12 protein-coding genes are annotated in these 14,670 nt (G+C 63.1%); 7 read left to right on the top strand and 5 right to left on the bottom strand.

Features of this window, described 5'->3' with window-relative positions; all coding sequences use genetic code 11:
• Nucleotides 1–86 precede the first annotated feature (86 nt).
• The gene (locus B3361_RS23710) at nucleotides 87–584 is read left to right on the top strand and encodes a universal stress protein (protein WP_009683850.1); all 498 of its coding nucleotides are present in this window, start codon (nucleotides 87–89) and stop codon (nucleotides 582–584) included.
• 127 nt (nucleotides 585–711) lie between these two features.
• Nucleotides 712–1,686, top strand: a complete 975-nt coding sequence (gene cysB / locus B3361_RS23715; protein WP_009683851.1) for an HTH-type transcriptional regulator CysB — start codon at nucleotides 712–714, stop codon at nucleotides 1,684–1,686.
• A gap of 52 nt (nucleotides 1,687–1,738) precedes the next feature.
• Here cysB and B3361_RS23720 read toward each other — a convergent pair whose 3' ends face one another.
• From B3361_RS23720 to B3361_RS23740, 5 genes are all read right to left on the bottom strand, one after another.
• Complete coding sequence (locus B3361_RS23720; RefSeq protein WP_009683852.1) at nucleotides 1,739–2,473, bottom strand: phosphoadenylyl-sulfate reductase; 735 nt, start codon at nucleotides 2,471–2,473, stop codon at nucleotides 1,739–1,741.
• 86 nt (nucleotides 2,474–2,559) lie between these two features.
• On the bottom strand, nucleotides 2,560–3,903 hold the full coding sequence (pabB, locus tag B3361_RS23725) for an aminodeoxychorismate synthase component I (protein WP_054905366.1): 1,344 nt from the start codon (nucleotides 3,901–3,903) through the stop codon (nucleotides 2,560–2,562).
• Nucleotides 3,904–4,072: 169 nt separating this feature from the next.
• Nucleotides 4,073–5,053, bottom strand: coding sequence for an alpha-L-glutamate ligase-like protein (locus B3361_RS23730; RefSeq protein ID WP_009683854.1), 981 nt, complete (start codon nucleotides 5,051–5,053; stop codon nucleotides 4,073–4,075).
• Entirely contained in the window at nucleotides 5,053–6,588 is a 1,536-nt protein-coding gene (locus B3361_RS23735) for an inactive transglutaminase family protein (RefSeq protein ID WP_029884945.1), read from the bottom strand. The genes B3361_RS23730 and B3361_RS23735 overlap by 1 nt, the downstream gene beginning before the upstream one ends.
• A gap of 5 nt (nucleotides 6,589–6,593) precedes the next feature.
• On the bottom strand, nucleotides 6,594–7,130 hold the full coding sequence (locus B3361_RS23740) for an ATP-dependent zinc protease (protein ID WP_029884944.1): 537 nt from the start codon (nucleotides 7,128–7,130) through the stop codon (nucleotides 6,594–6,596).
• A 307-nt stretch (nucleotides 7,131–7,437) separates the two neighbouring features.
• Between B3361_RS23740 and B3361_RS23745 the strand changes: the two genes are divergently transcribed.
• The 5 genes from B3361_RS23745 (at nucleotide 7,438) to prpF (ending at nucleotide 14,352) form a co-directional block, all read left to right on the top strand.
• On the top strand, nucleotides 7,438–8,154 hold the full coding sequence (locus tag B3361_RS23745; protein WP_009683857.1) for a GntR family transcriptional regulator: 717 nt from the start codon (nucleotides 7,438–7,440) through the stop codon (nucleotides 8,152–8,154).
• On the top strand, nucleotides 8,151–9,041 hold the full coding sequence (prpB, locus tag B3361_RS23750) for a methylisocitrate lyase (RefSeq protein WP_029884943.1): 891 nt from the start codon (nucleotides 8,151–8,153) through the stop codon (nucleotides 9,039–9,041). The genes B3361_RS23745 and prpB overlap by 4 nt, the downstream gene beginning before the upstream one ends.
• Before the next feature lie 115 nt (nucleotides 9,042–9,156).
• Nucleotides 9,157–10,284, top strand: coding sequence for a bifunctional 2-methylcitrate synthase/citrate synthase (gene prpC / locus B3361_RS23755; protein WP_054905367.1), 1,128 nt, complete (start codon nucleotides 9,157–9,159; stop codon nucleotides 10,282–10,284).
• 124 nt (nucleotides 10,285–10,408) lie between these two features.
• Nucleotides 10,409–12,997, top strand: coding sequence for a Fe/S-dependent 2-methylisocitrate dehydratase AcnD (gene acnD, locus B3361_RS23760; protein WP_154211285.1), 2,589 nt, complete (start codon nucleotides 10,409–10,411; stop codon nucleotides 12,995–12,997).
• A gap of 164 nt (nucleotides 12,998–13,161) precedes the next feature.
• A complete protein-coding gene (gene prpF / locus B3361_RS23765) occupies nucleotides 13,162–14,352 on the top strand; it encodes a 2-methylaconitate cis-trans isomerase PrpF (protein WP_054905369.1) in 1,191 nt (396 codons plus the stop codon).
• Nucleotides 14,353–14,670 lie beyond the last annotated feature (318 nt).

Here is a 14,670-nt window from a genome sequence, read left to right on the forward strand (position 1 = left end):
GTGCAGCGCGCCGGACGGCGAAGCGTGCCTCTGCCGCGCTGCTAAGCTGAAGCTTGATCTGCCGCAGCGGCAGTCCAGGAGGTCGAATGATCCGCTCCATGCTGTACGCCACCGACCTCGGTGTCTATGCCCCGTTTGTCATGCAACATGCGCTGGCGCTGGCGCGGACATTCGGGGCTGAGTTGTACGTGATCCATGCGGTCGAGCCCATGGGCCAGTTCGCTGAATCTCTCCTGCAAAGCTACCTCGACGAGCAAACGCTCGACCAGTTGCACAGCCAGGGGGTGAATACGGTAATGGCCAATATAGAGCAGCGCGTGCTGGAGAACTTTCGCGATGAGCTGGGCGAGGAGGCCGACCTAGCCGTCATCAAGGCCGTACGGGTTCGCCAGGGCGACCCGGCGCAGGTCATTCTGGATCAGGCGCAACGGCTCAGTGTCGACCTGCTGATTTTTGGTAGCCACAGTGCCGGTGCCGGGGTGGATGTGCCAATCGGCCGCACGGCGGTGCGGCTGCTGCAACTGTCGCCGGTCCCGGTCTACATGGTGCCGTTGGCGCAGCATTTGGGGCGTAGGAAAACGTGAGCGCGGCTGTAGGGCATATCCTCAGCATGTAACAAAATTGTTCTAGATTTATTTCCGGAACCACTAATATAGTTATATATCGTCGCTGCTTGCTGCCGCTGACTCATCGCTGAACCGAGGGAAATCTATGAAGCTTCAACAACTGCGCTACATCTGGGAAGTGGCGCATCATGACCTCAATGTCTCCGCGACGGCGCAGAGCCTGTATACCTCCCAGCCGGGTATCAGCAAGCAGATCCGCCTGCTGGAAGACGAGTTGGGTGTTGAAGTATTCGCGCGCAGTGGCAAACACCTGACCCGCGTTACCCCGGCCGGTGAGCGCATCATCAATACCGCGGGCGAAATCCTGCGCAAGGTCGAGAGCATCAAGCAGATCGCCCAAGAGTTCTCCAACGAGAAAAAGGGCACGCTGTCCATCGCCACCACCCATACCCAGGCGCGCTACGCGTTGCCGCCGGTGATCAGCAGCTTCATCAAGCAATACCCGGAAGTGTCCCTGCACATGCACCAGGGCTCGCCGATGCAGATTGCCGAAATGGCCGCAGACGGCACGGTCGACTTTGCCATTGCCACCGAGGCACTGGAGCTGTTCGGCGACCTGGTCATGATGCCTTGCTACAAGTGGAACCGTTGCGTGGTCGTGCCGCAAGGTCACCCACTGGCCAAGCTGCCCAAGCTGACGTTGGAGGCCGTAGCCGAATACCCGATCGTGACCTATGTGTTCGGTTTCACCGGGCGCTCCAAGCTGGATGAGGCCTTCAACCACCGCGGCCTTACGCCGAAGGTAGTGTTCACTGCCGCCGACGCCGACGTGATCAAGACCTATGTGCGCCTAGGGCTGGGCGTGGGCATCGTTGCCGGCATGGCAGTGGACGCCAAGCTCGACAGCGACCTGGTGGCACTCGATGCCAGCGAGCTGTTCGAGGCCAGCATCACCAAGATCGGTTTCCGCCGTGGCACCTTCCTGCGCGGCTTCATGTGTGACTTCATCGAGAAGTTCGCGCCGCACCTGACCCGCGAAGTGATGGCCAAGGCAATCCAGTGCCACAACAAGCAGGAGCTCGAAGCGCTGTTCGAAGGGGTCGAGCTGCCCGTGCACTGAAACGCGAACACCGGGGGCTTTGCGCCCCCGGTTCTACAGCGGCGTTACGGGTTCAAGCCTTGCTGATCAGGTTGCCAGCGTGCAACCCGCACTCCTTCTGGGTGGACTCTTCCCACCACCAACGCCCTTCACGTTCATGCTGGTTCGGCAGCACCGGGCGCGTGCAGGGCTCGCAGCCGATGCTGATGAAGCCACGTTCATGCAGGCTGTTGTACGGCAGCTCCAGCATGCGGATATAACCCCACACTTCTGCGCTGCTCATCTGCGCCAGCGGATTGAACTTGTACAGCGTGCGCTCGGGCGTGGAGAAGGCGCTGTCGATTTCCAGCGCTGCCACCTGGCTGCGAGTGCCAGGGCTCTGGTCACGGCGCTGGCCAGTGGCCCAGGCGCTGACGGTTGCCAGCTTGCGCCGCAACGGCTCGATCTTGCGAATGCCGCAGCACTCGCCATGGCCGTCCTTGTAGAAACTGAACAGGCCCTTTTCCTTGACGAATGGGTCAAGCTGGGCGCGGTCCGGGCTGAGGATTTCGATCGGCAGGCCATACTGCTCGCGCACCTGGTCGATGAACCGGTACGTTTCCGGGTGCAGGCGGCCTGTGTCGAGGCTGAATACCTTGACCTGCTTGTTAAGCTTCCAGGCCATGTCGACCAGCACCACGTCCTCGGCGCCGCTGAAGGAAACCCACAGGTCGTCGCCGAAGTGCTCGAAGGCAAGCTTGAGGATGTCTTGCGGGGATTTGTTGGCATAGGTCGCGGCCAGGGCGGCGACGTCGAAGGGTTGGCTCATCAGGCGGTTTCCATCTTGGCTGTGGCGCTGTGCGCTCGTAGTGGGGGTGATGGTAACAAAAAAACAAGGTCTGGACGGGCTGGCGCTCACAGGCCTTGCAGTGTCTGCAGCAATACCCGCACCTTGGCAATCGACTCTTCGTACTCGGCCTGCCACTCGGAATCGGCCACCACTGCGCCGCCACCCCAGCAACTGACCTGGCCATCCTTGACCAGCAGGCTGCGAATGGCGATCGAGCTGTCCATTTCGCCACGCACGTCCACATACAGCAGGGAGCCGCAGTACAGTGCCCGCCGCGTGGGCTCCAGCTCGTCGATGATCTGCATGGCGCGGATCTTCGGCGCGCCGGTAATCGAGCCGCCAGGGAAGCTGTCGGCGATCAGGTCCAGGGCGTCCTTGTCGCTGGCCAAGCGGCCGGTAATGCTACTGACCAGGTGGTGCACGTTGGGGTAGCTCTCCAGGCTGAACAGCTCCGGCACCTTCACCGAGCCCACCTCGCAGGTACGCCCCAGGTCATTGCGCAGCAGGTCGACGATCATCAGGTTTTCCGAGCGGTCCTTGGGGCTGTGCAACAGCGCCTGGGCATTGCGCCGGTCTTCGCCCGGGTCGCTGGCGCGTGGGCGCGTGCCCTTGATCGGGCGGGTCTCGACTTGGCGTTGGCTGACGCGAATGAAGCGCTCGGGTGAAAAGCTGAGCAGGGCGCTGCCGTCGGCCAACTGCTGATAGCCCGAAAAGGGCGTCGGGCAGGCCTGGCGCAGTGCCTTGTAGGCCTGCCACGGGTCGCCCTTGCACGGCGCGCGAAAGCGCTGGGTGAGGTTGATCTGGTAGCAGTCACCGGCTTGGATATAGCGCTGCACCTGGTCGAAGGCGGCCTGGTACTGCGCAGGCTGCAAGTCGCCGGCCATGGGGGCGAGCAGTTGAAAGTCGCCATCGGGCGTGTGCTCGCTGCCGGCGAAGAGGTTGATCAGGCGTTCGCGCTCGTGTTGCGCCAGGCTTGGGTGAAACACCAGCTGGCTGGTGCCGCACTGGTGGTCGCTGACCAGCGCCCAGGCATACAGGCCCAGTTGCGCGTCGGGCACCCCGAGGTCATCCACGGCGTTGCTTGGCAGGTGTTCAAGGCGGCGGCCGAAGTCATAGCTCAGGTAGCCGATCAGGCCGCCGGCGAAAGGCAGTTCTACGCCGCTGGGCAAATCGGCGCTGCCCAGGCGCGCCAGGCCCTCGCGCAGGCGAGCGAGAAAGGCGCGGCCATCCTCTGCGGGTTCGGCTTGCAGTTGTTGCAGCGGCCAGGCACTGAGCAGATCGAAGCGCCCGCGCTCGGCACCAGGGCGGGCGCTGTCGAGCAGGATGGCGCCGGGCGCCTGGCGCAGGCGGGCGAAATAGGCGGCTGGGTCGGGTTGGTAGGGCAGGGGGTGTAGCGTACAGGTCGGCATCAGTATGGACGGCGATGTAAAAGCGAGGAGGGCGATTGTAGACCTGTGCGGGAGCAGCGCCTAGCACTGGGCGCGACATTCAACCCTGTGTTTGGCGCCTGGGGCTGGCTGCGACGCAAGGCCGCTGCCACAGGAGCACCTGCCCCTTGTGGCAGCCGCCTCGGCGATGTCAGCCCGGGTGTACGTGCCCGAACAAGCCCTGCGACACCTTCACCCGCTGCTCGACGTCCTCCGTCAGGCCGTCCTTGGCCAGTGCTTCGATGTGCGCTTCGATGGCATGGGTGCGCTGGGTCAGCCCGCAGTCGTTGGCGATCTGGATGTTCAGCCCTGGGCGGGCGTTGAGCTCCAGAATCAGCGGGCCTTTGTCCTGGTCCAGGACCATGTCCACGCCGATATAGCCCAGCCCGCAAAGCTCGTAGCACCCGGCGGCCAGCTTCATGAAGCCGTCCCAGTTCGGCAGTTGCACGCCGTCCACCGCGTTGGTGGTGTCCGGGTGCTTGCTGATGATGTTGTTCAGCCAGGTGCCGCGCAGGGTCACGCCGGTAGCCAGGTCGACCCCTACGCCGATGGCGCCCTGGTGCAGGTTGGCCTTGCCGCCGGACTGCCGGGTGGGCAGGCGCAGCATGGCCATGACCGGGTAGCCCATCAGCACGATGATGCGGATGTCGGGCACGCCTTCATAGCTGATGCTCTTGAAGATCTGGTCGGGTGTGACCCGGTATTCGATCAGCGCCCGGTCACGGTGCCCGCCCAGCGAGTACAGGCCGGTGAGGATGCTCGAGACCTGGTGCTCGATTTCCTCGTGGCTCATGATCTTGCCGGAAACGGTGCGGTAGCGGTCCTCGAAGCGGTCGGCGATCACCAGGATGCCGTCACCGCCGGCACCTTGGGCCGGCTTGATGACGAAGTCGTTGCGGCCGCCGATGATCTCGTGAAGCTTGTCGATCTGCTTCTCGGTCTCGATGACACCGTACATTTCCGGTACGTGGATACCTGCCGCGAGGGCGCGCTCCTTGGTGATGATCTTGTCGTCGACAATCGGGTACAGGCTGCGCTTGTTGTACTTCAGCACATAGTCTGCGTTACGCCGGTTGATGCCCATGATGCCCCGGGCCTCCAGGGCTTTCCACGTCTTGATCAGGCCAAACATCACACGTCTGCCTTTTTCACGAATGCCTTGAAGCGCATCAGCTCGGTCAGACGGTAGCCGCGATAACGGCCCATCGCCAGCATGAAGCCGACCAGGATCAGCAGCACGGCCGGGAAGGTGAACACGAAATACACCAGCTCTGGCACCATCATCAGCAGGTGGGCCAGTGATGCGGCAAACAGGGTGCCGATGGCCACTTTCATGGCATGGCCGCCGCCACGCTCTTCCCAGGTGATCGACAGGCGTTCGATGGTCATGGTCAGGATCACCATCGGGAACAGGGCTACCGACAGCCCGCGCTCAAGGCCCAGCTTGTGGCTGAACAGGCTGATCGCCGCAATCAGCACCACGACGAAGGTCAGCACCACGGACAGGCGCGGCAGCATCTGCAGTTTCAGGTGCTCCAGGTACGAACGCAGTGACAGGCCCAATGCCGTGATGACCGTGAACAACACGATACCGAAGCCCAGCTGGGTTTCGCGGAAGGCCAGGGCGATCAGCACCGGGGTGAAGGTACCCAGGGTCTGGATACCGATCAGGTTGCGCAGCACCAGGATCACCAGCACACCAATCGGGATCATGACCATGATCATGAAGGTCTGCTGGGTTTGCAGGGGCAGGCCGTACAGCGAATATTCGAGGAAGTCGGCGTCGGTGTTCTCGTCAGTCAGCTTGGCCAGGCGAATGGCGTTCATTTCACTGTTGTTCATGCTGAACGTGACGTTGGCCTTCTTGCCGCCATCGACGGTAATCAGGTTGTCGTCACCGGTCCACCACAGCAGTCGGTCGCTGGGCAGGCCCTGTTCGCCCGTGTCCGGGTTGAAGTAAAGCCAGTCGTTGCCGTTGTAGCTGCGCAGCCACAGCTCGGGGGTTTGCGGGGTGTCGGCCACCAGGCGGATGGTGTGCACCTTTTCCATCGGTACGTGGGCAATCGACAGCAGCAGGTCGATCACCTGGGCCTTTTTCATCGGTGAGGTATCGCCGGCCAGCAGCAGTTTGACGTTGTCATCGTTGAGGTTGTTGACCCGCTTGATGGTTTCGCTGACGAACGTCTCGACGTCGGCCGAATGCTGGCGGATAGGCGCCATCAGCGCCTCGGCGGCGATTTTTTCGGGGCCGTCGATGGCCAGGCTGTCACGGAAGGTCGGGCCTTTTACCGCGGTTTTTTCGTTGCTGTAGCGCTTGGTCAGCACCAGGCGGTAGTACAGCGTCTGGTTGCCGCTGGCGCGACGGGCCGACCAGGTGACCTTGCGGTTGCCATCGGCACGGTTGACGCTGACCCCGTAGTTGTTGGAGATGAAGCTCTCGTTGAGGCTGACGTAGTCGCGGTTCAGTGGCGGCACGAACATCTGCACCTTGACCGGGTCCTTGGTGCTGGCCACGAACTCGACCTTGGCGTCGATGTTCCACAGGTCGTCGGTTTCATCCTCGGTCACCGGGATGCCGAGGAAGAAGATCTGATAAGCCGTGACTGCCACGCCCAACAACACCAGTACGGTGATCAGGACTTTCAGATGGAGGGTAAGAGAGCGCATCGGGATTACTCTGCTTTGGGAGCGTCGGTGGCACAGGCAGGTTTGCCGGCCGCGTATTTAAGGCTTGGGTCGACCAGCGCGTCGAAGTGCTTGAGCGCCTCGGAGCCGATCAGCAGCGGGAACTGGAAGGCGCTGCGGTCGGTGAGGTTGACTTCGATGGTGCGCAAGGCCTGGCCCATGCAGATTTCGAGTTCGATGACCGGGCGGGCGGTGTAGGCCTTGCCCGATTCAGCATCATAGTCGCCCGCTCGGCGCTTGATTTTGCTGACGCGGGCCAGGGGCCGTTCGATCGGGTGCGAGTGGGCGGCATCGATGGCCAGGTAGAAGCGCACCCAGCTTTCGCCGTTGCGCTTGAAGCGCTTGATGTCGCGGGCGCTGAGCGAGGCAGTTTTGGCGCCGGTGTCGAGTTTGGCCGCCACTTCCAGGTCCAGGTCGCCCAGGCGTGCGTATTCATTGAGACCGTACACGGTCTTGCCGGCCGCCTGGCCAATGGCCGGCAGCAGGGTGAGGCAAAGCAGCAATAAAACGGGTGTGAGTCTCATAATCCTGGCGCGATGCAGTGCAAGGTTCTAGGCAAGGTTCAGGTCAAGGTGACTGGCAACTACTGCGCAAGCTTCCTCGTTCATCTGTCAACAAGCATGACTGCATGACAGACAGGCTATCCATACCCCATCGGAGGCGCGGCATTCTATCACGACGACGTATTGACGCCAGCGGTGCGCGATCTGACAGCGCTTGGCTTGCCTAAGTTCGCTCTTAGACGATTGTCGACAATATTGAATTTGTCTTTGACTTGAGTGGCATCGGTGGTTAACTTCTGACGAGTAGATTTCCCAAGGTGTCGACAATATGCAAGACCTTTCCACCCCTGGCCCGATGCTGGCAGACGAATCGGAAACCTTGTCGGAAAACGTCTTCCGGCGTATTCAGGCGGCCATCGTCAAAGGGGAAATTGCCCCTGGCAGCAAGATCTCCGAGCCAGAGCTGGCACGCACCTATGGCATCAGCCGCGGGCCGCTGCGCGAGGCCATCCACCGCCTGGAAGGCCAGCGCCTGCTGGTGCGGGTGCCCCATGTAGGCGCACGGGTGGTATCGCTCAACCATGCCGAACTGATCGAGCTGTACGAGATTCGTGAGTCCCTGGAAGGCATGGCCTGCCGCCTGGCCGCCGAACGCATGAGCCAGGCCGATATCGACGAGCTGCGCCGGGTGCTCGATACCCATGAGCGGGATGCCGCGTTCCAGGCTGGCCTGGGTTACTACCAGCAGGAGGGCGACTACGACTTCCATTACCGCATCATCCAGGGCAGCGGTAACCAGACGTTGGTCAAGATGCTGTGTGGCGAGCTGTACCAGCTGGTGCGCATGTACCGTATCCAGTTCTCGGCCACGCCCAACCGGCCACGCCAGGCCTTTGCCGAACACCACCGCATTCTCGATGCCATCGCCGAACGTGACGGCGAACTGGCCGAACTTCTGATGCGCCGTCACATCGGTGCGTCCAAGCGCAATATCGAGCGTCACTATCTGGACGCCCACAACAATAACCCACGAGGTGAGAAATGACTGTGAACAGCACACCCGGTCAGCGTTTTCGCGATGCCGTCGCCGCTGAACACCCGCTGCAGGTGGTTGGCGCCATCAATGCCAACCATGCCTTGCTGGCCAAGCGCGCCGGTTTCAAGGCCATCTACCTGTCCGGTGGCGGTGTTGCGGCAGGCTCCCTGGGCCTGCCGGACCTGGGTATCACTGGCCTGGACGATGTGCTCACCGACGTGCGCCGTATTACCGATGTGTGCGACCTGCCGCTGTTGGTGGATGTCGATACCGGCTTCGGTGCCTCGGCTTTCAACGTGGCGCGCACCGTGCGCTCGATGAGCAAGTTCGGTGCGGCGGCGATCCATATCGAGGATCAGGTCGGGGCCAAGCGTTGCGGCCACCGGCCGAACAAGGAAATCGTCAGCCAGCAGGAAATGGTCGACCGCATCAAGGCAGCCGTCGATGCCCGTAGCGACGACAGCTTCGTGATCATGGCGCGTACCGACGCCTTGGCCGTCGAAGGCTTGAACGCTGCCCTGGACCGTGCCGCAGCGTGCATCGAGGCGGGTGCCGACATGATCTTCCCGGAAGCGATCACCGAGCTGCAGATGTACAAGACCTTCGCTGACCGGGTGAAGGCACCCATCCTGGCCAACATCACCGAGTTTGGCGCCACTCCGCTGTACACCACCGAAGAGCTGGCTGCGGTCGATGTTTCGCTGGTGCTGTACCCGCTGTCAGCGTTCCGCGCCATGAACAAGGCAGCCGAGAATGTGTACACCGCGCTGCGCCGCGACGGCACGCAGAAGAACGTGATCGACACCATGCAGACGCGCATGGAGCTTTACGATGCCATTGGCTACCACGCCTTCGAGCAGAGCCTCGACGCGTTGTTTGCCCAGAAGAAGGGCTGAGCCTGTGACAACTCCAGCCCCGCATGGCAGCGGGGTTGCCCGCGAAAGGGCGGGTACAGGCGAGCCCGATTAGCCAGCCAGATTTCCATAACAAGTTCAAGAAAGGAGAAACACCATGGCCGAAGCAAAAGTACTCAGTGGCGCAGGCCTGCGCGGTCAGGTGGCCGGCCAGACTGCGCTGTCCACCGTGGGCCAGGCCGGTGCCGGTCTGACCTACCGCGGTTACGATGTGCGTGACCTGGCCGCTGGTGCCGAATTCGAAGAGGTCGCCTACCTGCTGCTGTACGGCGAGCTGCCCTCCCAGGCTGAACTGGCCGACTACAAGCACAAGCTCAAGGGCATGCGTGACCTGCCACCGGCACTCAAGGAAGTGCTCGAGCGCATTCCTCGCGACGCCCACCCCATGGACGTGATGCGCACCGGTTGTTCGGTGCTCGGTACCCTCGAGCCCGAGCTCACCTTCGAAGCCCAGCGCGACAAGACTGACCGGCTGTTGGCCCTGTTCCCGGCGGTGATGTGCTACTGGTACCGCTTCACCCACCATGGCGTGCGCATCGACTGCAGCAGCGACGAAGACACCCTGGGCGGCCACTTCCTGTACCTGCTGCACGGCAAGAAGCCCAGCGGGCTGCACGTCAAGGTCATGAACGTGTCGCTGATCCTCTACGCCGAGCACGAGTTCAACGCCTCGACCTTCACGGCCCGGGTGTGCGCTTCGACCCTGTCCGACCTGTATTCCTGCGTTACCGCAGCCATCGGCACGCTGCGCGGCCCGCTGCACGGGGGTGCCAACGAGGCGGCCATGGAGCTGATAGAGCGCTTCCAGAGCCCGCAGGAAGCCACTGCCGAGCTGCTGCGCATGCTCGAGCGCAAAGACAAGATCATGGGCTTCGGGCATGCCATCTACAAAGAGTCCGACCCGCGCAACGAGGTGATCAAGGGCTGGGCGAAGCAATTGGCCGATGAGGTGGGCGACAAGGTGCTGTACCCGGTTTCCGAAGCCATCGACAAGACCATGTGGGAGCAGAAACGCCTGTTCCCCAATGCCGACTTCTACCATGCCTCGGCTTACCACTTCATGGGTATTCCGACCAAGCTGTTCACCCCGATCTTCGTCTGTTCGCGCCTGACTGGCTGGGCGGCGCACGTGTTCGAGCAGCGCGCCAACAACCGCATCATCCGCCCGAGCGCCGAGTATGTCGGCGTCGAGCAGCGCCAGTTCGTGCCGATCGAGCAGCGCTGAGGCATGGATCGCCAGGGCTGCTGCGCAGCCCAATCGCGGCACAAGGCCGCTCCCACAGGGACTGCGCAGCGCCCCCATTGGCGAGATCTGTATACCGAGTACCGTGACCGAGCCTGATAACGATATGAATACTGCATACCGCAAGCCCCTGCCAGGCACCGACCTGGACTACTTCGATGCGCGCGCGGCCGTCGAGGCGATCAAGCCCGGCGCCTACGACGGCCTGCCGTACACCTCGCGCGTTCTCGCCGAAAACCTGGTGCGTCGCTGCGACCCGGCCACCCTCGACGCCTCGCTGAGCCAACTGATCGAGCGCAAGCGCGACCTCGATTTCCCGTGGTTCCCGGCGCGCGTGGTGTGCCATGACATCCTCGGCCAGACCGCGCTGGTCGACCTCGCCGGCCTGCGTGACGCCATCGCCGACAAGGGCGGCGACCCGGCCCAGGTCAACCCGGTGGTGCCGGTACAACTGATCGTCGACCACTCGCTGGCTGTCGAGTGCGGCGGCTATGACCCGCAAGCGTTCGACAAGAACCGCGCCATCGAAGACCGACGTAACGAGGACCGCTTCCACTTCATCAACTGGACCAAGAAAGCGTTCAAGAATGTCGACGTGATCCAGCCGGGTAACGGCATCATGCACCAGATCAACCTGGAGAAGATGTCGCCGGTGGTGCACTGCGACCATGGCATCGCCTACCCGGATACCTGCGTGGGCACTGACAGCCACACCCCGCACGTCGATGCCTTGGGCGTGATCGCCATTGGCGTGGGTGGCCTGGAAGCGGAAAACGTGATGCTTGGCCGAGCATCGTGGATGCGCCTGCCGGAAATCGTCGGCGTCGAGTTGACCGGCAAGCTGGCGCCGAACCTCACCGCCACCGACCTGGTGCTGGCCCTGACCGAGTTCCTGCGCAAGCAGAAGGTGGTCGGCGCCTACCTGGAGTTCCACGGTGAAGGTGCGCGCGCCCTGACCCTGGGGGACCGCGCGACCATCTCCAACATGGCCCCGGAGTACGGCGCTACGGCGGCCATGTTCGCCATCGACCAGCAGACCATCGATTACCTGCGCCTGACCGGCCGTGAAGAACAGCAGGTCAAACGGGTGGAAACCTATGCCAAGGTCGCCGGCCTCTGGGCCGACAGCCTGGCCGGCGCGGTATACGAGCGTACCCTGAGCTTCGACTTGTCGAGCGTGGTACGCAACATGGCCGGCCCGTCCAACCCGCATGCCCGCGTGGCCACCAGCGAGCTGGCGGCCAAAGGCATTGCCGGCAGCTGGCAGCAAGTGCCAGGGCAGATGCCTGATGGTGCGGTGATCATTGCCGCCATCACCAGCTGTACCAACACCAGCAACCCGCGCAACGTGATCGCCGCAGGCCTGATTGCGCGCAACGCCAACAGGCTGGGCCTCACCCGCAAGCCGTGGGTCAAGTCATCGCTGGCCCCGGGCTCCAAGGCGGTGCAGCTGTACCTGGAAGAGGCTGGCCTGGAGAAAGAACTGGAGCAACTGGGCTTTGGCATCGTCGCCTTCGCCTGTACGACCTGCAACGGCATGTCTGGTGCCCTGGACCCGGTGATCCAGCAGGAAATCATCGACCGTGACCTGTACGCCACCGCCGTGCTGTCGGGCAACCGCAACTTCGACGGGCGTATCCACCCGTATGCCAAGCAAGCCTTCCTGGCCTCGCCACCCTTGGTGGTCGCCTATGCGATTGCGGGCACCATTCGCTTCGACATCGAAAAGGACGTGCTGGGCGTGGTCGATGGCCAGGAAATCCGCCTCAAGGACATCTGGCCCAGTGACGAAGAGATCGACGCCGTGGTGCGTGCGGCGGTCAAGCCGGAGCAATTCCGCAAGGTGTACATCCCGATGTTCGCCATCGAGGAAGACCGCGGGCCGAAAGTGGCACCGTTGTATGAGTGGCGGCCAATGAGCACCTATATTCGCCGGCCGCCTTACTGGGAAGGCGCCTTGGCCGGTGAGCGTACCCTGCGTGGCATGCGCCCACTGGCGGTGCTGCCGGACAACATCACCACCGACCACCTGTCGCCATCCAACGCGATCATGCTCGACAGTGCTGCGGGCGAGTACCTGGCGAAAATGGGCCTGCCAGAAGAAGACTTCAACTCTTACGCGACCCACCGCGGTGACCACCTGACCGCCCAGCGCGCGACCTTTGCCAACCCCAAGCTGTTCAACGAGATGGTGCGCAACGCAGACGGCAGCGTGAGGCAAGGCTCGCTGGCGCGGATCGAACCGGAAGGCCGGGTGACCCGCATGTGGGAGGCGATCGAGACTTACATGCAGCGCAAGCAGCCGCTGATTATCGTGGCCGGTGCCGACTACGGCCAGGGCTCATCGCGTGACTGGGCGGCCAAGGGTGTGCGCCTGGCCGGTGTCGAGGCCATTGTCGCAGAAGGTTTCGAGCGCATTCACCGCACCAACCTGGTAGGCATGGGCGTGCTGCCGCTGGAGTTCAAACCCGGCACCGACCGCAAGACCTTGGGGCTGGACGGTAGCGAAACCTATGACGTGCTGGGTGCGCGTACGCCGCGCGCTACGCTGACCCTGGTGATTACCCGGGCCAGCGGCGAGCGCATCGATGTGCCGGTGACCTGCCGCCTGGACACGGCCGAGGAAGTGTCGATCTACGAAGCGGGCGGGGTGCTGCAGCGCTTCGCCCAGGACTTCCTCGAAGCTACCGCCTAACCCCCAGAGCAGGGGCCGCGTTGCGGCCCATCGCCGGCGAGCCAGCTCCCACAGGAGTCGCGCAATCTCGATGGCAGCACGGTCCCTGTGGGAGCTGGCTTGCCGGCGATGGGCTGCAAAGCAATCCCGAGGGTCTCATGCCCATCAGACAGGACAGCAAAGCAATGGCTCACGTACCGCAAACAAGAATACCCGCCACCTACATCCGTGGTGGCACCAGCAAAGGCGTGTTCTTCCGCCTGCAAGACCTGCCCGAGCCGGCGCAGGTCCCAGGCCCTGCCCGCGACGCGCTATTGCTGCGGGTCATCGGCAGCCCCGACCCTTACGGCAAGCAGATCGACGGCATGGGCGGCGCGACCTCCAGCACCAGCAAGACCGTCATCCTGTCGCCCAGCATCAAGCCGGGCCATGATGTCGATTACCTGTTCGGCCAGGTCAGCATCGACAAGGCCTTTGTCGACTGGAGCGGCAACTGCGGCAACCTGTCTGCTGCGGTCGGGTCGTTCGCCATCAGTAGCGGCCTGGTCGACACCGCGCGCATTCCACGCAACGGCGTGGCCACCGTGCGTATCTGGCAGGCGAACATCGGCAAGACCATCATTGCCCATGTGCCGGTCACTGAAGGCATGGTGCAGGAAACCGGAGACTTCGAGCTGGATGGGGTAACGTTCCCGGCAGCGGAAGTGCAGTTGGAGTTCCTTGACCCGGCTGCGGACGAGGACGGTGCCGGCGGTGCCATGTTCCCGACCGGCAACTTGGTCGACGACCTTGAGGTGCCGGGTGTCGGCACCTTCAAGGCCACCTTGATCAATGCCGGCATCCCGACCATTTTCATCAATGCTGCCGATATCGGCTACACCGGCACGGAGTTGCAGGACGCCATCAACGGTGACCCGCAAGCGCTGCTGCGCTTCGAGGCCATCCGTGCCCATGGCGCCGTGCGTATGGGCCTGATCGACCATGTCGACCAGGCTGCCGGGCGTCAGCACACACCGAAAGTGGCCTTCGTCGCACCACCCAGCACCTACACGGCGTCCAGTGGCAAGGCGGTAATGGCAAGCGAGATCGACCTGTTGGTACGGGCCTTGTCGATGGGCAAACTGCACCATGCCATGATGGGCACCGCGGCGGTGGCGATCGGTACGGCGACGGCCATTCCCGGTACGCTGGTCAACCTGGCAGCGGGCGGAGGCGAGCGCAGCGCCGTGCGTTTCGGCCATCCCTCGGGCACGCTGCGGGTCGGCGCCGAAGCCCGCCAGGTAAACGGCGAGTGGACAGTGACCAAGGCAATCATGAGCCGCAGTGCTCGGGTGCTGATGGAGGGCTGGGTTCGCGTGCCTGGCGACAGCTTCTAACCCACGCCTGGCGCTCGGCCTCAAGCGGGGCCGCTGCGCGGCCCTATCGCTGGCCAGCTCCCACAGGGAGCGCGCCAGGGCTGACAGGTGTTTGCCACAAGATGTCACACGCGCTGAAGATGCAGTGGCGAGCACCTGACAACCCTGGTGCGCCACCCTGTGGGAGATTCTATGGTTTCTGGCAAGGGTAGCCGGAGCATCTTCAGCGCCTGTGAGATCGAGCGCCGCCCGCGCGGCGCAATCGCGAGCTGCGCTCGCTCCTACGTTTGTTTCGGGCCAGTAACGCCTGTGACAGGCGCGCGCGGCCGCCTTGTTTGT

The sequence above is a fragment of the Pseudomonas sp. UBA6699 genome (genome assembly GCF_002454615.1).
GTDB classification, from domain to species: Bacteria; Pseudomonadota; Gammaproteobacteria; order Pseudomonadales; family Pseudomonadaceae; genus Aquipseudomonas; species Aquipseudomonas juntendi.